The organism is Pseudoalteromonas sp. MMG013 (assembly GCF_018100885.1).
GTDB classification, from domain to species: Bacteria; Pseudomonadota; Gammaproteobacteria; order Enterobacterales; family Alteromonadaceae; genus Pseudoalteromonas; species Pseudoalteromonas aurantia.
Genome location: NZ_JAGJEE010000034.1, coordinates 1 through 21,917 on the forward strand (window position 1 = coordinate 1; position 21,917 = coordinate 21,917).

Sequence of the window (21,917 nt, forward strand, 5' to 3'; positions counted from 1 at the left end):
TCAACAGACTATAACCGCAACCTTTAACGTGGATGTCAAAACGTCGGCTTGGTATCAACTAAATTACTATGGTAGCAGTTGGCAATCAGGAGAGTATTTTAAAGTCTGGCAAAATAATAAATTAGCAGGAATTGTTAACCATGATTCATCCCGTGATGATACAAACTCAAATTATCATAGGGTTTATCTGCAGGAAGGGAGCCATGCACTCCAAGTGAGTATCACTAGAGTTGGAATGGATTACTTAGGGTTAGGGTGGCTAGATTTGCGCGAAATAAAAAGCGACAGCTAATCGTTAAAAGGGTTTTGTTATAATCGAGCGTCACTGATTTAAAAGTCAGTGACGCCTTTTTGGTATGAAGTATTATATTGCAACAGGCAAAACCGTTGACATGAATAATTACGCTAAAGTATTTAAGAATTATAAGTCGTGCTTTTTATGTGAGTATGTAAAAGCAATAGATAATGGTTTTGAGATATTTGACGATCTTGGAATCATTTAGGTATATTGTGATTCAAGTTCGCCGAAGCTGTAAGTACTTATAGCAAGCTGTGAAACAAGGACAAAATACAGCTGATCTTTGCCACTTATATTACCAAGCATTATTTGCTTATTATGACGGACGCAACAAAGCCTAAGGAGGTGTTATGCAACTTTCAGATGACAGAATTGAACTTTTACCGTTTAAAGAGTCTGATTTTGAACTCTTTCTAGAAATTATTACTTGTCCACAGATGATGGAGCATGTTTATGATCCTTTGACTTATGATGAGGCTAAATTTTCTTTTGGAGAAAGATTACCACCTTGGAAACTTGAAAGTGATAAATGGCGCTCTTTTAGTATCAATGAAATCAAAAGTGGTGAAAAGTTGGGGTATATATCGCTTAGAATTGTCAATCATAACGCTAAAGTTGCTGAAGTAGGCTTTATGATTAAAGCGAGTGCTCAGGGGAAAGGTGTTGGTAGTAAAGCGCTTAAACTTATTAAGCAATACGCATTTGATGCATTAATGCTAAATAAACTCGTTGCTTTTTGTTCTGTACATAACTCAGGCTCATTTAATTTATTAGAGAAAGAAGACTTTTCCCGTGAGCGCTGTTTAAAACAAAATACTTTAATTAATAATCATTACAGAGATGATTATGCGTATGGCTTATGTAAGCCCACTTTATAACACATATGAACCCAGATTTTTGAACCCAGATTTTTTGAATCCAATAGGTGATAATAAAGATATCACCTATTAAGCATGTTGCGTGCATTGTGGCTCAGAGTTGACTACTCAACAAAAATATCAGCTCACTACAAGCTAATTATTGAGGACAACTTTTCTGATCATACTTGCATAATCTCTGGCATCTAGGTGTTCGCTATTACAAAACACGATACTAGAATACGCTTTGTCTGGAATACGCTCATAATTAGTGACTGTGCCTAACCAGCCACCACTATGGGTATATATTTTACCAAACTCACTGTCGAGCACCATTTGCCCATTAGCGTATTCAAATCGTTCATATCTTATTTCACTATTCGGGGTTAAAAACTGTCTAAGTAATGCTGTGGGGTTATTTCCTAAGGTTGGGTTATAGAAATAACGATCCCATTTAGCCATATCTTCTACATTCGTATGTAATCCACCATCACCTACCCAAAACAAATTGGTCATGCTGTTGATATAGCCACCTTGCTCAGATGGACGATATCCACTTGCTCGTCTTTTAACAATTTCGGTTGGCTGATCGCTAAAGAATGTATGGGTCATATTAAGTGGTTTGAAAATACGCCGTTCTGCATAATCTCGTAGTGACTCGCCCGAGACTTTTTCTACCAGCATCGACAATAAGAAATAGGCATAGTTACTATACTGCCATTTTTTTTCCGGCTCATGACGCAAAGGTACTGTTTTCACGTAGTCGTAGAACTCACTAATCGTCAAATAATCTTCGTTACCTAATCTAAATTTATTGCCAGCAGATGATCGCAACTTCATTGCGTCTGGATCTTCTAAATTATCAACAAAATCATAATCTCCCATCCCTGCAACATGGCCTAGCATGGCATTAATTGTAACCTCTGACCCATAATTTCTCAGCTTTGGTAAATATTGACGTATATCTGCAGATAACGATATTTTACCTTCATCAGCCAATAGCAAAACGGCCATAGCGGTAAACTGTTTAGAAACTGATGCAATTCTATGCACATGAGAGCCATCTAATGAATTATTAAGCTCTAAATTGGCGAGCCCGTAACCATCTTGATGAACTAGTTCACCATGCTTTATAACACCAACAGAGCAACCTGGACCATCCTCAGGCATATTAGCAAATATGGCATCTATTTTATCATCAAGGTCGTCGGATTTATTATCTGCCTGAACCGAAAGGGATGCCGCCCCCATGAATAATGCCAGTGAATATTTTAATGCCTTTTTCATATTAAGTCCTTTCCTATATATTTATTAGCTTTGCTATGATTAGTCTTTGCTTCTAATGTGGTTTAGTTAAAGAATAAATACCAAATGTTAAAAATTAAATGTACCTTTTTTATGTTCTAAAAAGCAAAGACAATTTAATTAATAATTGATTTTGAGCTATATGAAAAAAGTAAAGGCATACATTTTTTCATATAGCATTAAGGTGGTTACGCTTTTTTACCTTAAAATAGTTTTGCGATTAGTTTAATAACGCCAAATACAATGCTTAAACAGGTTAACGATTAGTGAGCTATAAAATCACTAAGTGATTGATTTTAAATATCAATAACGCTATGGTGGCTCATTAATTAGAACCAATTTTAAAATGAGTAATTCTACAGACTCGTTATAAGGAGAGGGAAGCTTTGGAGCGTATCGAAGTCACGTTAGTCAATTCATTTACCGACAATGGAACAGGTGGTAACTCTGCGGGGGTTGTTTTTAACGCCGATAAATTATCAAATACGCAAAAATTGAAAATCGCGCAGGCTGTTGGGTTTTCGGAAACTGCTTTTGTTTCAGAGGATAACGAAGCGGACTTTGAAGTCTCTTTTTTTACGACTACCAGTGAGGTCGACTTTTGTGGTCATGCTACGCTCGCTGCGTTTTCAACAATGTATCAAAAAGCTATTATCCCTGTTGGAAACTATGTTCAACGCACCAAAGCTGGAATGCTTGCTGTGTGTATTGATCCAAATGGCAAGATAGTTATGGAGCAACAATTACCACAAAAGTTGCGTGATTTTTCATATCAAGAAATATCAGATGTGCTTGGTATTGAAGTTGATATCCTAGAAAGAACGACATTGCCTATAGAAGTTATTTCAACAGGACTACCCGATGTCATTATTCCTGTGCCGTTAGGCTTTTTAGATAAAATAAAGCCAAACGATCATAATATTGCCGAATTTTGTAGAAAACATAAAGTGGTTGGCTTCCATGTTTTTGAACTTTACGAACAGCAAAATACATTAACCGCAAGCTGTCGTAATTTTGCACCACTGTTTGGAATTTCTGAAGAGTCGGCAACAGGAACTTCTAACGGTGCGTTAGCCTGTTATCTCGCCGAACATTTAGACATAGGGTGCGACTACGTTTTTGAGCAAGGTAGGGCAATGAATTGTACTTCAATCATTACCGCTTCTGTGCAAATAGAAGAGTCACAAGTAATCGATGTGAGAGTCGGTGGGTTCGCTGATGTTATTGATACTGTTGAAATCTCTATATAACAAGAAATAAGAACCCTGCTGGGTAGCTAGGAACGCTATTCTAGAACTGTGAAAGTGGCATAAAAAGATAATCATTTTATGCTTGTTTTATCAATCAACGACTACGACCTTTTTGATTCACAACCCCTTTGATTCGACACACTCGTATGGTGCTGGCTTACTTTTAAGCTACCTCTCGAAACCGGAGGTGAATACCAAGGAGAATAGTTTATGGTGCTAAATTAGCTTACTGTCGGCAGTATGTCGTGTATTTTTCGTCACCGACACTTATTAACAGCGGAAGTTACAGTGATAGATAAAAAATCTGAACATTGGAAAGCACAGCATTGGTTCTTTAGAATATCAGCTTTGGGCACTGCATCACGAAAAGCTCAAATTAGAATCGAATTGGTACTTTTAGGTTTGGCTATTTTGGAAACCATCATGAGCTACTTCGATCCTATACATACACCCGTAGCACTGATATTGATGTACAGTCTTTATAGCCACGTTGTTTTTATTAGGTATGGTGATAAGAATCATGCTTGGGACACGCAAAATACAAGGCATGTTAAAAGCTCTAAAGCGGTGGGGAGATGAATTAATGATGAGGTTGTTAGTACTGATTTAAATTGCAGTGTTAAATTATACCCCTTCTAAAAGTTGCGTATATTAAGACCCTCTGGCAAATTTAAAAGACGAAGTAAGACCGCTAAATTACAATTTACGCTTGTATTAACGAATAGGCAGGGTATCGTATAGCAAAAATTCTAGCTTGTTTTTAAATTGGAAGTCTGATGCGTAAACTGTTGTTATTGCTTTTATGGTTGTCGACCCCGGCTATGGCCTATCAAGTTCAGCCTATGATCGTTGATCTTGCATCACAGGGTAAAAAGTCACTCGTCACATATCGACTGCAAAACCCCAGAGACACTGCTCTGCCGATTGAAATTGAGGTGTTCAAGCGTACATTCGATGAAAACCAAAAAGAAGTGTTGGTACCTGCAGAAGAAGACTTTATTGTACTTCCTCCACAAGTAGAAGTACCTGCAAAGAGTTATCAAGTATTTCGCGCTAAATATTTAGGCTCCCCTGAGCTAAAAGAAACCAACTCCTACCGCATCGTTTTTAAACAATTACCTTTACCTAACGAAGATGAAGAATCCGGTGTTAAAATGGTATTCAACTTTGCAACCTTAGTTTTTGTCAGTCCCGATGGCGTCAATGCACAACAAAAAAGTACACTAAACTGTGTGCAACTAGACGACTGCACATTGACGATTAGTAATGAGGGCCAACGCGTGCTAAACCTTTCGCACTTTGATTACCATTTTCATCAGGGTAAAACCATTGTGAAATGGGCACAATTTCAATCTATCACACCTGGGCGCTTTATTATGCCAGGGCACAAAGTAGAGCTAGATCTCAAGTCTTTGTTAGGGGAAAAGCCTACGAAAAGCGCCGCACTTATCAACCTATTTAATAAAAAGTAAGATAAGTGATGATTAAACTGGGCTTTTTTACTCAGCCTGCTCAGTGTAAGTGTGTCATTTTTTCACTACTACTATTTTGGGCTTGCTCACCGTTTGCGGCAACTTTCAATATGGACTTTCCCGTGCGGCTAAATGCTGCCGAAGTGGGGCAAGTTTCTGCCGCAACTAATGGGGTTCAAATTACCGCTATTGTTGCCTCTGACTTTAAAAGCAGTTTGCAAACTGTACTTAGTGATAAGGTCAATGACTGGCTAACCAAAAAAGGAAATGTGCCCATTACGGTAGAGGAATATGCAGAACAAGGCATTACTCTAAAAATGCAGGCTCAAGACCTCACCATAGAGATGGCGTTAGCAGAAACTGCGATGGCCACGGGCAGTTTAACGTATGGTAAACAAAAGCACTTCGATAGACCAACTGGTGAAACTAGTTGGGCGATGTTAAACAATTTTAACTTAAACCATGAGCGCAGTAATAATAACCATGATTACAGGTCGCAGCTTGAATGGCTGATGAATGCCAATGTTGGCGGCAGCGACGGAGTTAATATGCGAGGTTCATTGTTTTGGGACAATAGTAACAGCCAAGCGAGTGATCTATATCGCGGTGATACTGCTTTATTTTATGACATACCTGAAGCGCCGCTGCGTTTTACGCTTGGGGATACGCAATTCAACAGTACAGGACACCTCTCAGGTGCTCAGCTTGGTGGGCTTAGCATTGAAAAAGCCTATTCTAGATTACAACCTCAACGCAAGATAACGCCGAGTAATAGTCAACAGTTTGTGTTGCCTCGTGCCGCCAACCTAGAAATTTATATTAATGATTTTTTGATTTCTAGGATCAGACTAAAAGCAGGACGCTATGACCTGAGTGACCTTCCACTTACGTCAGGCGTCAATAATATTCAAGTCGTTGCAACTTACGCCAACGGTGAAACGCAAGAGTTCTATTTTACCACTCATTACAATGCAAGGCTGCTTGCAAAAGGGTTGAGTGATTACGCGTTTACCATAGGCCGCCTTTCTTCTATAGAGCAGGACAGTTACAAGTATGACGACGACCTGTTTGTTTCCGGCAATTATGAGTATGGTGTAACCGACAGGCTCACACTGGGGATGAACGGCGCAGCGCATTCAACAGGCCATGTGGTGGGCACTATCGCGACCATAAACAACTTTGTAGGCAATCTTTCTTTTCGTTATTCACAGAGCAAAGTGAATCATGCTCAGTCTGGCAATATCTATTCTATTGAAACAGAACATAGTATTTTTGGCCATGGTAATTTTGGCTCACCCAACCTGCGACTCGGGTACGAAGCTAGGCAAGATTTTACCAATACACCGTGGCAAGAATTCAGTACTATCTCTAGTAGCAAAAGGGCATTTGCAGATTATAGTTACTTTATAAATGAGCACGTGGATTTTAACCTAAGTGTGTCTCGTGACCGAGGTGATGATCATATTGTTACCGATAATGCAGCTCTTGAGCTTAACTTGCGTTATGAAGATATGCGTGTTCGCACTGGTTTTTCGCATACTGATAGCACCGACACACGCATTGTGTCTGAAAACCAGTTTTTCTTAAACTTTACCTGGAATCATTATAATCGAGACACGAGTAATAGAGCGCGAGCACAATATAGCAGCAAAGATAAAGTCGCCAGCGCAAGTTATGCAAAAACAAACAATAACTTCGTCAACGACTATGGCTATGAAGTACGGACAGAACATGGAAGTGACTTTAGACAAGAGCAAGTGGATGCAAGCTATACCGGCGCATTTATAAGAGCAGATGTGAGTGCAACCAACTTTACTCGCGAGCAACAGCAGGGTGACAGCCGTTCCAGTATCAATATATCAACCAGTTTAGGGGTTGCTGATGGCCATTTTGGCATGGGCGCCACAACAACGGCGCCCTTTGCTGTTATTAGCAAACATAACACGCTAAATGACGCAGATGTTTTAGTAAACGTGGACCGCCATGGGCGAGCTCAAACTAAACCAAGTGACCATATGGGTGCGCTTGTGGAGCTTGGTACTGGTTATACTAGCGCACAGTTGAACATTGATGTGCCAAGCGCTCCACTGGGTTATGATTGGGGCCCTGGCGTGTATGTTTTGGTCGGCGGCGCCACAACAGGACACCATATTCAAATTGGCTCAGAACTTTCTTATACAGCAATAGGAAACTTATTGGATGACAAAGGCATACCTATTGCAATGAAACGAGGGACGGTGTTTAAAAAACAGCCCCTAAATAGTAAAGATAAAGCCCTAACAGGCATCGCAATATTTACCAACCGCACAGGGCGCTTTGTTGTCGAAGGCATTGGTGTAGGCAAGTATATTGTTGAAATAGGGGGTATGATCGGGCACTTTAGTATTACTGACGTAGAGCAACGTTTTATAAGGCTTGGGTCGCTTGAACTTGCGAAAAGCCAACTGAAAGGAGGTGATAACAAATGAAGTTTATAATCTTTACTATGCTAACTCTGAACTTTTTGTTGTCTGCACAGAGCGCATTCGCAAGAGGAAATGATTGCGATGGCAATATGTTTGCTACCTCAAACCCGTCAGACATTATTGAAGAGTACAACAATCGAGTCACGGTATACATTCCAATAAAAATACAAGTCTCAGACAGTTTATTGAACTGTGCGGATGAAATATGGGTTGAGGATGTTTATTACTACTCAATGGTGTTTTCAGGCCCAACTCAAGACAAGTATGCAAAGTTGTACAATTCGCAGTTTAAAAAAATTAAGGTAAGAAATGGCATTTGGCGATCCAACCTAAAAGATCGTGCAACACAAATGTGGGTTAGACTAAGACATTATAGTTTATTCCCTGCTGGTGCCTATACGGGTCATGTCGTTGTATCTGTTGTCAAAAACAATGAAATAATTGATCAACAATACTTAGACTTAAGCTATTACTCTGAACCACAGGTTGCTATTTCGCTGTCAAATTCGAGCAAAGGCAAAGTGTCGGGTAACAATGGCAATTACCATATTGATTTGGGTGAATTGAAAAGTAATATGCGCTTTAATTGGGGCATTAAAATATTGAGCAACAGCTCGTACGATATAGTCGTTGATTCTGAATATAATGGATTACGTCACGAAACCAACAAACAAGCGCTGATAGACTATTCAATTAAGTTTGATAACTCACAAGTCTCATCGTCTGAGCGGCTCTATCGCAGCTATAATTTCTATCCTGGTGTAAAAAACAAATGGTACGGGTTTGAGTTTAAGCTTGGCAACGTTGACCTGATGCCAGCGGGAACCTATCAAGATAACCTATCGCTGACGGTATATCCTAGGTAACCTCAGCTCTGGATAAGCGAATTTGCCCAATAAAACTATTTTTTCACTCTCGGCGTTGCTTTCATTTGTAATAGCCCGCTATGACTGCATAAAAGCGCCTTGATTTTGAACGAAATATCATCATTGGATTGTACGTAAGTTTGTTTTCAAAACATTTTCAATTCCAAAACTCTTATCCAAACCTGAGGTTAGGTGGATAGTGCTGAGTCGTTGAAGAGTTGCTCTGCATGCTGCAACTGTTGGTTAAATTGCTTCATGTCAAAGCTGTATTTTACAGGCCAATTCGTATTTACTTTCTTCTGTATTTCGCTGTGCACGTGAACAAACACAGCACCTGACATACTGAGCAACCGTACTCTGTTTTCTATATCCGTCAAAATATCGACATCTAAAAAGAGCCGCCCTCAAAAGTTAATTTCTCTGCGTCAAAAATACGTGATAGGGGCTTTGATCTTTAAAAAATTAGGCTGCGGCTAATGCTCTCAGAAATAGGATGATTATTTTATCTTTTTTAGAATACTTCTAAGTTGTTGTTATTCATTTATTTAATTGATTGTTATTGGCATAAATAAAAAATAATTAATTATTTTTTCATTCTTGGTATGGCTATTGCTTTTAAATAATCAAAAGGTGAGAACACCTCATCATCAAAAACCAAATAAAAACTAATCCAGTGTTTAGTTAAAAGGGAAAAAGCCATGAATACATTACTAAAATCGTTATTAGCTGCAACTGCAATCACTTCAATGGGCGCTGCGGCGGCAGTATTAGATACTTCTGGTACTGAAGCAAAATTTACTTTCGAAGGCACTATTGAACCACTGTGTAAAACAAGCAGCGGTAACAACAATAGTGTGACAAGTTTAAAATTAGATTCTTCACAACAAACACAAGAAATTGGTACCCTTGATGTTTGGTGTAACACTGGTGAAAATGCAACAACGGAATATACCTCTGCAAACGGTGGTTTCTTAGTCGCCAACAATACTCAGGGCAGCAAAATTGCTTACACTCTTAACATTGGTGACACAGTAGGTATTGATTTACAAACAGGTGCATACAAACACTCTAAAGCAACAGCAGCAGGTACTGGCAGCACAGGTGATACACAAGCGACATCACTTAAAATTACACCTCAGTCAAATGGTCTAAATGATGCAGGTACTTACTCAGATACAATCACTGTTACAGTAAGCCCTAACTAGTTTCAAATTTAGGCAGCACAGTTTATGGCTTAATCTAGACTGCCTGAACTATCAAAAGAGCTAACTATTGTTTGTAGTTGGCTCTTTTTAATACACGTGTTTGTACGACTGCTCTCACCTAAAAACCTTCTATTTTCAGCGTTCGCTTTAGACTATTTTTTATTATCATCACACACCTATTTTTGGATGCCATTATCTTTTTGAAGAGGCTATCTTCATTAAACCCATTACCATTTAACCGGTTACAATGTTAACGATGCTACGCAACTTAATTTATCGGTGTGAGATTCGTTGGGCCTTTATCGTTTTGCTGAATTGAAACAAGATAATTGCATGCGCTATGCTACACTAAGTGAGAGGCTGTTGTTTAAATATCAATAATGAAATAAGGTGAGATAGGGTGGGAGTCAGGTATGACGATATTAATATGTGCCCTAGATTACGTTATCGACAGCGATTGGTACTTGTTCTCCACTTCAGAAGTTGTTATAAGACCTTTAGTAAGTGGAATGAAATAGGTATAAGATGCCATTGATGGTTTAAGGGTAAAAGCGATGAGTACATTACTAAAATCACTGCTAGTTGCAACTGCAATCACTTCAATGGGCACAGCTGCGGTAGTATTAGATACATCTGGTACTGAGGCTAAGTTTGCTTTTGAAGGTACGATTGAGCCCTTGTGTAAAACAAGCAGCGGTAACAACAATAATGTGACAAGCCTGAAGTTAGACGCTTCACAGCAAACACAAGAAATCGGTACGCTTGATGTTTGGTGTAATACCGGCGAAAACGCAACAACGGAATATACGTCAGCAAATGGTGGTTTTCTAGTTGCTAGTAATACTCAGGGGAGTAAAATTGCTTATACACTCAACATCGGTGATACAGCTGGTATCGACTTAGAATCGGGTACATACAAGCACACTAAAGCAACTGGAGCCGGTACAGGCGACACAGGTGAAACACAAGCGACATCACTTAAAATTACCCCTCAGTCAAACGGTCTAAACGATTCGGGTACTTATTCCGATACAATTACGGTCACAGTCAGCCCTAACTAATCTTCAATTTATGCTGCCTAAATGGTATAAAGATCAAATCTTTTATATGGTGAGTGCTTTTTAACACTGTTACGCGTACTACCGCTTCAATCTAAAAAGTGTCCTATTTTCAACGCTGCTTTGTTAATATTTCTTGTTACAATTTAAACCCTTCTTGGGTATATTCGCTTTCTGTAGAGGTGTAATCTTAATTAAATCTGAAACGGGTGTATTCAATAAGGAAATGGAAAATGAGATCATTAAAGACCTGTTTTTTTGGTGTCACTCTGAGCGTATTACTCGGTTGCTCTGATAGAGCTCAACAAGCCGACTCAAACTTTGTTCCTCAAAATACCCAACAAACCTTTTCAAGTAAAAACAGCCCTATTGTATTTATAGACGAAGCTCACAATAATTTTTTAACAACAAATGGGCGGTTCAGGCCTTTTGCGCAAGTTCTTGAGAGTGATGGATATACTGTTCGACCTAATCAGGAGCGTTTTTCTGCAAAGAGTCTGCATCGCGCTGATATACTAGTGATTGCGAATGCGCTAGATAAAAATAGAAAAGACTGGGCCCCGCCATTTTCTGATGCACTGACTGACGAAGAAGTATCCATTGTTAAAATATGGGTACAACAAGGAGGCTCACTTTTTTTAATTGCAGATCATACTCCGTTTCCTAAAATGATTGAAAATCTAGCCGGTCAATTTGGTTTTAAATTTAGTCATGGCCATGTGAATAATGCGATGTTTTACGCTCATGACAAAACGCTCGGTGATCATATAATTACCGCTAAAGTTACTCAGAGTGAACAACTTCGTTATTTGCCGACCGGTGTCACTGAAACGGTAAAAAGTACGATTCAACCTAATCGCATAGAGCGGGTGAGAACATTTGGTGGTTCAGCTTTTAAAGCACCACCTGAGGCGACATCACTTTTAACTTTTGGTGAAGGCGCTTTTTCTATTGTCCCTGACATACCTTTTCAAGTAAACGCGGATACGCCTAGAGTGTCTATGGACGGGTGGAGTCAAGGTGCTGTATTAGAGATTGGGAAAGGTCGAGTAGCTGTATTTGCTGAGGGAATGATGTTTTCGTCTCAGTTAGATACTGAATCAGGAAGAACATTTGGTTTAGCATCTAAAGGCGCTGAACAAAATGAAATGTTTTTATTAAATTTGATGGCTTGGCTTGCTGGTGTGATTTAAAGGTGCAGCAAATACTATTTAATAAGCTATTTTATCTTTTTCAAGAGGTGTTGATGCAATGCTGCGTCTGTTGGGCACGTTAGCAATGATTTTTTATGGATCTTAATATACCTGCTCATAACTTTCTGATTTTGTTATCAGAAAGTAGCTTGTGTGTTTTAAAATAGACCCCTAATATAGACTGAGTATGCAGGGATAGCTTACAAAAGTTCAAATAGCACATTAGCGTTTGATACAGCGTACGCCATAAAAGCAAAATTCCCGTAGCATAAACAATATAATTCTAGGCACACAGGGCAAGTATCGCCTTTGTTTAGCATATAATTATGCGTAGCAAGCTAGGTGCCGATTGAATACCAAATTATGAACTTTTAAGGAGAGTATAAAGTGAATTGGGCGTCTTTTGGTGCATTTCTAAAAAGTGTTTTTATACCGCTTGTTACGGTTGCAACAGCGACGATGGTTGCTTTTTTGAATTCTTCAATTTCACAGGTAGACCACGAGCTGAAGCAGCGAATTGCCGCTGTAGATATTGCGATTAAGGAAGCGCGTGATGAACGTGAAAAAATAGATGCCGAGCGTGAGTTTAATTTTAAAATTTATGACCTAGTGCAACAATCTCTTGAAGAAAAAAATGAACGCAAGCAAGAAGTCGCAAAACAGTTTGTGCTAGTTATGGTCGATGGCGAGTTAAGGCGCCGTCTGTTGGGTGTTTTAGAAGAAGGTGGCACCCCAACAATTAAACAAGAAGCTGCAAACATAATTGTACAAGAAAAAGAGTTTCAACGTGATGAAAACAGTAACTTAAGAACCAATAGAAATGTTAAGCCTTCTTTTGATTGGGAGGATTGGGATTATGATATTTTTTGGTGTACGTCATCTGGAACTCATGCGAAAGAACAAGCTAATTTTATAAAACAAGAACTTGAGCGAGAAGGAGCGAAAGGTCGAATTAGAGTTCGAGAATTGTACCCTTCAGTCAATTCACGCACTGGGTATAAAGTATCAGGCTACGCAATTAGGCGAAGTGAAAATGAAACGACACAGGCTAATGCTTTAGAAAAGCTTGCGGAAACAGTGCTATCAGAAAAAGGCTATCCGGCAGTATTCAAACAGCAACTCACTAGCCAGAGTACTAGATGGTATATCAGCGCTTTCATATGCCCGTGACAGGTTAATGTATTTAGACTATCTATGCTTTACACTTGTTTTGTCGTAGGAAATTTAGAGCCTATTGTAAGGCGTACTTTTATTAAGTTTGCGTACTTTTATTTGTCGTTTGATTATAAAAATAGTGTGGTGTTGGCAAACAGTGAGTGACGACAAAAGCGCGATGGTAAATCTACGTATGGTCAATTCTCCCTTGTTTAAAGAGTGAAAATGCGGAAAATGCGTGGCCAGCCACTTAAAATTGATGCGTGTTCTTGGTCATGAAAACACCAAGAACACTTTACTAATGAAAGTTAAGGGCTTCAGTTAAGAAGCTCCGTTTTTAAGGTTATCTGAGGCTTCAATAAGGCATATACTCAGGAGGTAAGGGAAATGCAAAGCGCCCTTCTACTGGGTAATGATCAGACAAATCCCAGCTTTTCCAGTGTTGGCTATCGATACTGCGCGGTGTCAGCATTTTATTTTCTGATGCGTAAGGTGTCAGGTGGCCATTGCTATACAGCACGTAATCTAAATATTCATTGAATTTATCGTCTGCATATATATTAACTGGGCCAGCGTAAGAGTAAGGATAAGCGCCAGTGGCTTCTGGCTCTGTTGCATCTAATAATGCAAGGAAAGCCAAGTGCTCTTGTGGATAGTTGATTTTATCTACGTTAAAGTCACCCGCCATTATCACAGGCTCTTCATACGGAATGTGTTTGCTGTCAATGAAGCGCTTTAATTGTGCCAGTTGTTCAAAACGAACCGTTACATCTTGCTCACTGGTATAAGCGTGAGTATGGGTGCCAAAAATATGGAAAGCATTACTGCCTTTTCTTATTTTTGCATAGTTCATTCCCTTACCAGCCAAGCAGCCATCAGCTCGGCAAGCGTTATAAACAACGGCATCTTGGGTTTCAATGGGCCAGCGGCTGGCGATGAATGAACCACCTGTCAAAATCTTACCTACTTTCCATGGGATTTCGGTCATGTACGGATAGGTTTTTGCCACATTTGCTCTGAACTTAGCCGTCAAGATAGGGTCAAAAACTTCTTGAAATACAACTACATCGTAATTATCCATATACTGAGCTATGGTATCGAGCCGGTCGCCTGTATTTTTAGAGGCCAGTGGGGGTAATAATGCCCATGTGTTGTAAGTCAGTACATTTAATTCGTTTGAATACTCAGATTTTTCAGACTTGGCGAATTGGTTATGAATGACGTAGTGAATGTCATCTCCAGAGGCTCTGGCTGAAGATGATTTAAACGCCAAAGTTTGTTGTTGACCGTCAATCGAGACATAGTGAATATCGCGATCATCGTACCATGGGTCATTTTGAGCACTGAGCCACATGTTACTGAATGTCATGGTACCGAGCAGTTTCTGCTTTAGGTAAACCGGTTGTTCAGTACCATTAACCCTTGTTGTAAAAACATACTCTTTCCCCCACTTAATACCTTGGTCTCTGTTAAAGCGTAAGAATTTAACCGTGGCTAAAGGGGGAACTTCCGTTGTCAATTGTTGCCACTGGTCACCATGGCGAATATTGTTATGCCCCGTTTGCTGGGTATTGAGTGTGAGGGGGGCCATGGTGTTATTGGTTAAATACATATAGCTTTCTGCCAACGCTTGACCGGATAATAAGCCTGACAAAATACCTACGATGATTAAACCGAGTGCTCTGCACTGTTTAAGGGGGATCATGTATAGTTCCTTTTTTAATTGTTAGGTTGGTTGCTCTACTTCTTGCAGGGGTGACTTATATATTGTTGATTTTTAAAATCATAAAAAGGTTTTGCAGTAATAAAATAGAGCTTCATCGGAGGAAAGTAAACTATAACAGTTACATTATTATTACATTTCGGTGGTTTGTCGCGTGCATTCGTTATAAAGGGATAATTAACCAAGTTTACCAAACTTACTCATGACAGCATCATAACAACAAGGCTAAAAGTATCTTTGCTAAATTATTAACAAGTGTTTTAATGTTCCTTATAGCGGACGTCCCTAGTTTTGCTCTCATATATCTAATTTGCTACACATGTTCAGGAGGGGGCTTTCATTTCATTCGTCTAACTAGCACAAAGGAGCGTCAGGCTTATGGGTAAGTGGATATTGACTTTGATTCAATTTTTCCCGCTATCTATTTTTGCCACTTTTGCATTCTGGTATGGTCCACCCTCTGACGACCGTTGGCTTGACGCGTTCCAGCTAGGTGCCTTATTAGGCTTGCTTCAACTTCTCATTTTATTGCCTCAGAATAGTCCACTAAACCGTTTGGTTTTAGCCGGCAATATTTACTTGATGTTGGGTGGTTTAGCCGTTTTCTTCGAGCAATGGTGGTATTTACAACTTTACGGCTTATTACGCGAGTCAGCTATTATTATACTCATGGTTATTGTTGGCAGCTTAACAACTTTTGCGTCTTCTTCGGGGTTTATTGCTGTTAAAGGGAGTGCGCGTAAATTTTCTATTTATTTACTGTTAGCGTCTATTTCAATGATCCCACTAGCCATTATTTTTGCGGGTAATCGTACTTATGCGGCAGTGTTACCGATTGTATTTTTGGCAATTCTACAACGCTATTTGTCGCACATTGCGCAAAAAGTATGTGAGATAAAAAGTGCGAACTAACGCCCAGGAGCCTTAATTTAGTTGGTGGCTACTAACGCAGTAATGGGCTATTTTGCATTCATTAGAGAACAACTTACTCTCCTTAACTAAATTGGTTAAATTCGTTTTTCTTAGGTGGTTGTTAAGCGAAATAGTTGGGCAACTATATTTTTTACTGCAAGCTTTAATGTTCCTAGCATTTTTTGATAAGGTATAAAAATAACCCGTAAGACACTTTTTGCTCTATCTTTTTTGTGCCTCACTTGACAGCCAATGTAACTTATAATGCGCCAATAGTAAGGGCATTTCTTTTGCGCCCATCATTGTATCCTTGTCGAACTGAATATAAAGAGGTTACAAATGCTGCTTTGTTCCTTTTACATGTGCTCTGATATTTTGCAGCAAGAAACATGTGTTTTAATGGAGGTAAAAGTAAATGAGAGGTGGCTTGTGGGTTGAGTAAATATTAAATTTGGGTTAATTTTGTTGATGTAACTAAAAGGAGATAGTAAATGAAATTAAAATTTAACAAGAAACCGCTCAAATGCTTATCAACAAATACTAACCGTTTATCAATTGGTAATACCCCGCTGATTGCAGGTGGTACAGGACAAAATACCGGTAATACAGCTTGCTGTGATCAAGAGTCTAATCAAAACCAGTGTGGCCCCACGATTCCAATTGTTTTAACCGCTTATACAGCGTGTGACTGCCCAACAGCATTAAATGTATGTGGTCCGAACTAGATATTTTGTAAGCACTTACACTTTATATAAGTGCTAACATAATAATTTAGGGGAGACTCTGTATGAGTCTACTTTTTTTGTTTTTGCTCTTGTTGCCATGCCCATGTAGGCGATTTTACCAGTAAGTTTAGCCTGTAACCCCAAGTCGGCGCACGCCATAGCCTATTTATAAGTGTGAGATAACCCGAGAAAAACACTTTCAGTGGGTTAACGCTGTTTAACCTCGGATAAACCCCATAGGTTACGGGTTCATTTTCTTGTGCGAATGTGCCAAACATTTTGTCCCAAATGATAAATATACCGGCATAGTTTTTATCAAGATACTGTTTATTGGTCGCATGATGCACTCTGTGATGTGAGGGGGTATTAAAAATTGCTTCTATAGGACGAGGCAGTTTTTTTATCGTCTCGGTATGCAATAAGGTTTGAAACACTTGTACGACTATTTCGGCTAAAAATATTATAAATGGGTGAAAGCCCAACAGAGCCAAAGGTAAGTGAAAAAACAGTGGAAAAAACCAGTCCAGTGGACCATGGCGATAGGCTACCGAAATATTAAAATGCGGCGAACTGTGGTGCACAGTGTGCGTAGCCCAGCCAAAACCGTTTTTATGTAAAAAGCGGTGCTCCCAATAATAAGCGAGATCAGCAATTACAATACAACAAAGTATGCTCCAACCATTTAGTGGTAGGTCAGTAATACGAAAGTGATTGTAAGTATATAAAAATATGCCCGCATAAGTGGCTGCGACAACAGCGACGATGAGGATAAACATGCCCAATGTAACAAAGTTGGCCACACTGTCCCCGAAAAAATTTCTAGTAAACTGCTTTTTCACCACGTAGCGCAGACATTCAACAATAAATAAGCCGATGGCGATAACGAAAAACCAATCATCAATCCAAGCCTCTAGGCCCCATACTTCATTTGGTGTAAATAGTTGTGTTAAAAGTTCCATGCTCCGCTCCTAGTTGTACGACACGAACACTTGCGTTGATGTTGTTTTGCCAGATAGATCTAAAGCATGTACTTCAAGTACATATGCTACTTTTTTACTATAGTCTATTTCTTTCCAAGCGTTAGCCAATTGAATTTCAGTATATTTTTTTGCGGGTAATAACTCATTGTAGTGGCTTGTGTTAACTGTGTAGAGTTTATCAAACTGGCTTAAGTTATTTATGTCATAACCGATGACTACGTCAGCTTGTTGATAGTTATTTGAAAACGCTGAATATAAAACATAGACTTTTTTAGGCGTGGTTTTAAGGGCTTGGTGCAATGTACTTTTTTGATTAAATCGTTGCCACAGTTGCCCAATATTAATCAATTGGATGTGTTTATGTACGCCGGCAATACGAATCGTGTCTGGCGTAATTTTATCGTTTTCGTTATCAATAGGGGTTACTTTATTGAGCTCTATGGTGTGTGTGACAGGACTTATGTTGAGTTCTTGGGCAGCTACATTATTTCCCTGAAATAACGCAAGTCCCCAAAAAGCAGCAACAATAATAACACTCGTAATAATTGCATTAGATAGATTCATACCACACACCAACAGAAATAAGATAGGGTGTAATTTACGTTAAACCACAATAAATTGTCAATGTGAAAATTTACTGTTTATGCATTAATTGTGAGCAAAGTAATACAGATGCTTGTTTGAACTTATAAATCTCATCAAGCAAACCTAACGGTAATAAAGATTCAGCCATGAGATAATTAGCGTAAATACCATAAGCAATAAGCTCTACTTGATCTGACTCAGCATGAGGGTGTTGCGCTTTAAATTCATGAATTAGGTGCTGAATGAACTCCTGCATAATGTGCTGTTGGTGGACTTTAATAGGGGCAAGCCTTTTTGCTTCGGAAAATAAAGCCTCACCAATGATTGTGGTATTGATACTTTCTTTACTACGAGAAGAAAACAGCGAATCTATGAGAGCTTCAGCTCTGTTTGATGATGGTAGCCATGTTAATAACTCCTGCCATTGCTGAGTATATTTATCTCGCCACCGTTCACTTAACAAACAAATTATGTCGTCACGATTACCAATGTAATGCCTTAAAATAGTGCGTTTCATTTTGGCTGTCTCAGCAATGTTTTCTAGTGACGTTGCTTGAATACCCTTTTCTAAAATACAAACCTCAAGTGCATCGAGTATTTCTTCTCGACGTTGTCCTGCTACGCTCGGCCTTGCCATTGTTCTCTCCCATTACATTTATAACTCTACTATAACGATCCTGTTTTAAATTGTCATGTTGACAATTTAAAAGAGAGTAAGATAAGCTATAAATTGTCTAGTTGACAATTTATGATTCAATATGTCGAGGTAATCATCTATATGAATAGAATCACTCAGCTAATGGTGCCGCTATCACTCATGTTATTTATCGGGTGTGGCGCAAGTGAACAAACAAAAATAGTGTCAGTAGTTCAAGCAATGAATGCTTCTCCAAGTATTGTTGCCCCCCCTTTGGCAAGGTCTGAATTTATTGGTTTTGAGTCAGCACCGGTTAGACCAATCGCGAAAACAGCGGATGGCAAGCGTTTATTGGTCGCGAATACATCTAATAATAGCCTCGAGATATTTACTGTATCTGTTGATGGGGCGCTTACTCATCAACAATCGCTTACGGTTGGTTTAGAGCCTGTTTCAGTCGCTGTGATGCAAAACCAAGCATGGGTAGTTAATCATCTTTCAGACTCTGTGAGTGTGGTTGACCTTAGTCGAACAGTTGCACAAGTCACACGGACGTTACTGGTAGGAGATGAGCCCAGAGATATCGTGTTTGCGAATAATAAAGCATTTATCACCACAGCGCATCGTGGTCAGCAAAGGCTGTACCCAGCGTTAAAAAATATTGATGGGGCTGGTGATCCTGCATTGCATCAAACGGGACAAGGGCGCGCTGATATTTGGGTCTTTAACGTAAATGATTTAGGGAAAACACTGGGTGGGAAACCGATAAAGATAGTGTCCCTGTTTGGAGATACGCTACGTGGCTTGGCGGTTACACCAGATCAAAAAACGATTTATGCAGGAGTGCTGAATTCGGGTAATCAAACTGCGGCTGTCCATGAATCTGTGATGTGTGCTGGTTACGAAGATGATGAATATGGAGCTTACCCTTGCCAAGTATTGGATGGGTTAACCAGTCCCAACGGATTAGAGGACGGTTATTTACCTGGTGGAAGAACGGCGCCGGGCATTAATAAAGACGGGGTTGCTCAGCCTTGGACCAGTATGATTGTCAAATATGATAACCGCACAAAGCAGTGGTTAGATAGTAAAGGTCGAAACTTTTCAAATGGCATTCGTTTCAACTTACCAGACCTAGATGTGTTCGCAATTGATACTGTCTCCTTAAGCCAGCGTGCTGCGTATAAACATGTGGGAACAACCTTGTTTAATTTGGCAGTAAACCCCCAATCAGGCAACGTATATGTTTCAAATACACAAGCAAATAACGCTACGCGTTTTGAAGGGGCTGGCGCATATGCTGGATCAACTGTTCAAGGGGACATTGCACGAAGTCGTATTACAGTTATTACTCCAAGTACGCAAGAAGTGCGTGCAAGGCATTTAAATCGACATATTAACTATACTGACCTTAAAGGTAATGCTTTGGTTAAGCAGCATAGCTTATCGACGCCCATGCAACTGGCGGTATCACAAGATGGGAAAACGCTTTATAGCGCTGTTATTGGTTCAAACAAAGTAGCAGTATTGCCAACTTCGCAGTTAGAAAATAACCAGTTTTGGGATAACGAAGGCAAGGAGTTTGACCCTATGGTATTGAGCCTGGGATATCTTTCCGTTGAAGGAGGCCCAGCTGGGTTGCTGCTTGATGAAGCTCAACGTGCATTGTATGTATTTACACGCTTTGATAATAGTTTGGTTAGTATTGATTTAAATAGTAAGCGTGAAAAGCAACGGTTATATATGCCGACCTTAGAGCCACAAGATTTTAGTGCGGGCCGAGCAATGTTGTATGACGCCAACCGCTCATCATCAAATGGAGAGTCTTCGTGTGCTAGCTGCCATATTTTTGGTGATACCGATCATTTGAGTTGGAATTTAGGCAATCCTGATGCCTCAAATGGTAAAAATCCGCAACCATTTCCGACTCAAAACATATCAGAGCTAGGGTGTTCGCTCGTTGGACCAGCTGATGAAAGCTGTCAATTACTCGATATTATTAATGGCAATGGGGATTTACAGTCGTTTGCAGCGATGAAAGGCCCAATGGGAACACAAACCCTTCGAGGGATGCGTAATCACGGACATATGCATTGGCGGGGAGACCGTTCAGTGGGTTACTTCGGTGAGGATAGTAAACAAACGCTCGACGAAAAAAGCTCATTTAAGAACTTTATTGTCGCATTTGAAGGCTTACTCGGGTTAGATATTAGCTTGCCAGAGTCAGTAAATACGACTGAAAAATCGCCAGACGTGATTGCGCTTGAGAAAGATATAGATACATTTGCTGATTTTATGCTGCGAGTGGCATTACCACCGAATCCGATCCGCTATTTAGACAATACGCTGTCTTTGTCGGCCCAAAAAGGCGCTGGTTTTTTTCATGGTTCTCGACGGTCTGATGGTGCAGCAGAAGACACCTCTGTTAATGGTGAAAGTGCAGATGGGGTAAATTGTCAAGGGTGTCATGGCGTTGATCATGCACAAGGCTTTTATGGGACTCGCGGTGAGGTGGCTCACGGTGGCGAGATTCAAATATTGAAAGTGCCTCAGCTTAGAAATCTATATACCCGTGTTGGCATGTTTGGGCTGCCTGATAGAGAGGGGTTTTTACCATCACATACGAAAGAACATCAAGGTGATCAAATTCGAGGCTTTGGTTTTTTACATGATGGGGCAACTGATCAACTCGGAAATTTTTTAAAAGGCGCGGTTTTTGATAATGGCGAAAAAGGGTGCTTACCGGGAACAAATGAGCGTCATGGTTGTCATTTCAATTTTGGAAAAGTGGGGATCCCTGATGCCTCAACGCGTCAAGGTTTGGTGGATTATATGATGGAATTTGACAATGATTTGGCTCCCATAGTCGGCCAACAAATTACCCTATCGGCGCTGTCAGGAGCAGGTGTGCTCAACCGTATTACGCTATTAGAACAACGCGCGAAAACGCCGTTTATTTCTAAAATTTTAGGGGGGAAGGTGACAGAGTGTGACTTGATTGCATTAGGAACTATTAACAATCGCAAGCGAGGCTACTTATTTGAGAGTAAAACGCAAACATACCGGTCAGACTCGGCATATGAACAGCCGTTATCATCGATACAAATACGTTTATTGGCAAGGGAAGAGAACAATAACTTGACCTATACTTGTACTGTGCCAGGCAAAGGGTGGCAGTCAGCGCTAGATTATGATTTAGATGGCATTTTAAATGCCGATGAGGAGAAATAG

Annotated in this window: 20 protein-coding genes; 14 read left to right on the forward strand and 6 right to left on the reverse strand. The window is 39.8% G+C overall.

Features of this window, described 5'->3' with window-relative positions:
- Together J8L98_RS20665 and J8L98_RS20670 are read left to right on the forward strand one after the other, a co-directional pair.
- The coding region (locus J8L98_RS20665; protein WP_210997992.1) for a hypothetical protein at positions 1-292 on the forward strand (292 nt) is incomplete at its 5' end.
- 356 nt (positions 293-648) lie between these two features.
- On the forward strand, positions 649-1,176 hold the full coding sequence (locus J8L98_RS20670) for a GNAT family protein (protein WP_210997993.1): 528 nt from the start codon (positions 649-651) through the stop codon (positions 1,174-1,176).
- Positions 1,177-1,311: 135 nt separating this feature from the next.
- Here J8L98_RS20670 and J8L98_RS20675 read toward each other — a convergent pair whose 3' ends face one another.
- On the reverse strand, positions 1,312-2,442 hold the full coding sequence (locus J8L98_RS20675) for a serine hydrolase domain-containing protein (protein ID WP_210997994.1): 1,131 nt from the start codon (positions 2,440-2,442) through the stop codon (positions 1,312-1,314).
- Positions 2,443-2,846: 404 nt separating this feature from the next.
- Between J8L98_RS20675 and J8L98_RS20680 the strand changes: the two genes are divergently transcribed.
- From J8L98_RS20680 to J8L98_RS20700, 5 genes are all read left to right on the forward strand, one after another.
- Positions 2,847-3,710: a PhzF family phenazine biosynthesis protein gene (locus J8L98_RS20680; protein WP_192509493.1), complete on the forward strand. Its 864-nt coding sequence runs from the start codon at positions 2,847-2,849 to the stop codon at positions 3,708-3,710.
- Positions 3,711-3,998: 288 nt separating this feature from the next.
- Positions 3,999-4,289, forward strand: a complete 291-nt coding sequence (locus J8L98_RS20685; protein ID WP_210997995.1) for a hypothetical protein — start codon at positions 3,999-4,001, stop codon at positions 4,287-4,289.
- Positions 4,290-4,486: 197 nt separating this feature from the next.
- Positions 4,487-5,182: a fimbria/pilus periplasmic chaperone gene (locus J8L98_RS20690; protein ID WP_210997996.1), complete on the forward strand. Its 696-nt coding sequence runs from the start codon at positions 4,487-4,489 to the stop codon at positions 5,180-5,182.
- An 8-nt stretch (positions 5,183-5,190) separates the two neighbouring features.
- Complete coding sequence (locus J8L98_RS20695; RefSeq protein ID WP_247682648.1) at positions 5,191-7,650, forward strand: fimbria/pilus outer membrane usher protein; 2,460 nt, start codon at positions 5,191-5,193, stop codon at positions 7,648-7,650.
- The gene (locus J8L98_RS20700; RefSeq protein ID WP_210997997.1) at positions 7,647-8,513 is read left to right on the forward strand and encodes a hypothetical protein; all 867 of its coding nucleotides are present in this window, start codon (positions 7,647-7,649) and stop codon (positions 8,511-8,513) included. The genes J8L98_RS20695 and J8L98_RS20700 overlap by 4 nt, the downstream gene beginning before the upstream one ends.
- A 188-nt stretch (positions 8,514-8,701) precedes the next feature.
- On the opposite strand, the gene J8L98_RS20705 is transcribed toward J8L98_RS20700, so the two are convergent.
- Positions 8,702-8,890, reverse strand: coding sequence for a hypothetical protein (locus J8L98_RS20705; RefSeq protein WP_210997998.1), 189 nt, complete (start codon positions 8,888-8,890; stop codon positions 8,702-8,704).
- A 321-nt stretch (positions 8,891-9,211) separates the two neighbouring features.
- Here J8L98_RS20705 and J8L98_RS20710 point away from each other — a divergent pair, with 321 nt between their 5' ends.
- The 4 genes from J8L98_RS20710 (at position 9,212) to J8L98_RS20725 (ending at position 13,139) form a co-directional block, all read left to right on the forward strand.
- Positions 9,212-9,718, forward strand: a complete 507-nt coding sequence (locus J8L98_RS20710; protein ID WP_192509497.1) for a hypothetical protein — start codon at positions 9,212-9,214, stop codon at positions 9,716-9,718.
- Between the two features lie 554 nt (positions 9,719-10,272).
- The gene (locus J8L98_RS20715) at positions 10,273-10,779 is read left to right on the forward strand and encodes a hypothetical protein (RefSeq protein ID WP_210997999.1); all 507 of its coding nucleotides are present in this window, start codon (positions 10,273-10,275) and stop codon (positions 10,777-10,779) included.
- A gap of 230 nt (positions 10,780-11,009) precedes the next feature.
- Entirely contained in the window at positions 11,010-11,969 is a 960-nt protein-coding gene (locus J8L98_RS20720) for a DUF4350 domain-containing protein (protein ID WP_210998000.1), read from the forward strand.
- A 387-nt stretch (positions 11,970-12,356) separates the two neighbouring features.
- Complete coding sequence (locus J8L98_RS20725; RefSeq protein WP_210998001.1) at positions 12,357-13,139, forward strand: hypothetical protein; 783 nt, start codon at positions 12,357-12,359, stop codon at positions 13,137-13,139.
- A 340-nt stretch (positions 13,140-13,479) separates the two neighbouring features.
- On the opposite strand, the gene J8L98_RS20730 is transcribed toward J8L98_RS20725, so the two are convergent.
- On the reverse strand, positions 13,480-14,829 hold the full coding sequence (locus J8L98_RS20730) for a sphingomyelin phosphodiesterase (RefSeq protein ID WP_210998002.1): 1,350 nt from the start codon (positions 14,827-14,829) through the stop codon (positions 13,480-13,482).
- Between the two features lie 396 nt (positions 14,830-15,225).
- Between J8L98_RS20730 and J8L98_RS20735 the strand changes: the two genes are divergently transcribed.
- Together J8L98_RS20735 and J8L98_RS20740 are read left to right on the forward strand one after the other, a co-directional pair.
- A complete protein-coding gene (locus J8L98_RS20735; protein WP_210998003.1) occupies positions 15,226-15,759 on the forward strand; it encodes a hypothetical protein in 534 nt (177 codons plus the stop codon).
- A gap of 491 nt (positions 15,760-16,250) precedes the next feature.
- Positions 16,251-16,484, forward strand: coding sequence for a hypothetical protein (locus J8L98_RS20740; RefSeq protein WP_210998004.1), 234 nt, complete (start codon positions 16,251-16,253; stop codon positions 16,482-16,484).
- A gap of 68 nt (positions 16,485-16,552) precedes the next feature.
- On the opposite strand, the gene J8L98_RS20745 is transcribed toward J8L98_RS20740, so the two are convergent.
- The 3 genes from J8L98_RS20745 to J8L98_RS20755 all read right to left on the reverse strand — a co-directional run bounded on the left by J8L98_RS20745 (position 16,553) and on the right by J8L98_RS20755 (position 18,686).
- Complete coding sequence (locus J8L98_RS20745; protein WP_210998005.1) at positions 16,553-17,443, reverse strand: sterol desaturase family protein; 891 nt, start codon at positions 17,441-17,443, stop codon at positions 16,553-16,555.
- A gap of 9 nt (positions 17,444-17,452) precedes the next feature.
- Positions 17,453-18,028, reverse strand: a complete 576-nt coding sequence (locus tag J8L98_RS20750; RefSeq protein WP_210998006.1) for a hypothetical protein — start codon at positions 18,026-18,028, stop codon at positions 17,453-17,455.
- 70 nt (positions 18,029-18,098) lie between these two features.
- Complete coding sequence (locus J8L98_RS20755; protein WP_210998007.1) at positions 18,099-18,686, reverse strand: TetR/AcrR family transcriptional regulator; 588 nt, start codon at positions 18,684-18,686, stop codon at positions 18,099-18,101.
- 141 nt (positions 18,687-18,827) lie between these two features.
- Between J8L98_RS20755 and J8L98_RS20760 the strand changes: the two genes are divergently transcribed.
- Complete coding sequence (locus tag J8L98_RS20760) at positions 18,828-21,917, forward strand: hypothetical protein (RefSeq protein ID WP_210998008.1); 3,090 nt, start codon at positions 18,828-18,830, stop codon at positions 21,915-21,917.

Bases quoted from the DNA above. Each gene is read 5' to 3' on its own strand.
- J8L98_RS20710 (WP_192509497.1), top strand. From the start codon at position 9,212: ATGAATACATTACTAAAATCGTTATTAGCTGCAACTGCAATCACTTCA.
- J8L98_RS20695 (WP_247682648.1), top strand. From the start codon at position 5,191: ATGATTAAACTGGGCTTTTTTACTCAGCCTGCTCAGTGTAAGTGTGTC.
- J8L98_RS20720 (WP_210998000.1), top strand. From the start codon at position 11,010: ATGAGATCATTAAAGACCTGTTTTTTTGGTGTCACTCTGAGCGTATTA.
- J8L98_RS20730 (WP_210998002.1), bottom strand. From the start codon at position 14,829: ATGATCCCCCTTAAACAGTGCAGAGCACTCGGTTTAATCATCGTAGGT.
- J8L98_RS20755 (WP_210998007.1), bottom strand. From the start codon at position 18,686: ATGGCAAGGCCGAGCGTAGCAGGACAACGTCGAGAAGAAATACTCGAT.
- J8L98_RS20715 (WP_210997999.1), top strand. From the start codon at position 10,273: ATGAGTACATTACTAAAATCACTGCTAGTTGCAACTGCAATCACTTCA.
- J8L98_RS20745 (WP_210998005.1), bottom strand. From the start codon at position 17,443: ATGGAACTTTTAACACAACTATTTACACCAAATGAAGTATGGGGCCTA.
- J8L98_RS20670 (WP_210997993.1), top strand. From the start codon at position 649: ATGCAACTTTCAGATGACAGAATTGAACTTTTACCGTTTAAAGAGTCT.
- J8L98_RS20735 (WP_210998003.1), top strand. From the start codon at position 15,226: ATGGGTAAGTGGATATTGACTTTGATTCAATTTTTCCCGCTATCTATT.
- J8L98_RS20675 (WP_210997994.1), bottom strand. From the start codon at position 2,442: ATGAAAAAGGCATTAAAATATTCACTGGCATTATTCATGGGGGCGGCA.
- J8L98_RS20700 (WP_210997997.1), top strand. From the start codon at position 7,647: ATGAAGTTTATAATCTTTACTATGCTAACTCTGAACTTTTTGTTGTCT.
- J8L98_RS20740 (WP_210998004.1), top strand. From the start codon at position 16,251: ATGAAATTAAAATTTAACAAGAAACCGCTCAAATGCTTATCAACAAAT.
- J8L98_RS20760 (WP_210998008.1), top strand. From the start codon at position 18,828: ATGAATAGAATCACTCAGCTAATGGTGCCGCTATCACTCATGTTATTT.
- J8L98_RS20750 (WP_210998006.1), bottom strand. From the start codon at position 18,028: ATGAATCTATCTAATGCAATTATTACGAGTGTTATTATTGTTGCTGCT.
- J8L98_RS20690 (WP_210997996.1), top strand. From the start codon at position 4,487: ATGCGTAAACTGTTGTTATTGCTTTTATGGTTGTCGACCCCGGCTATG.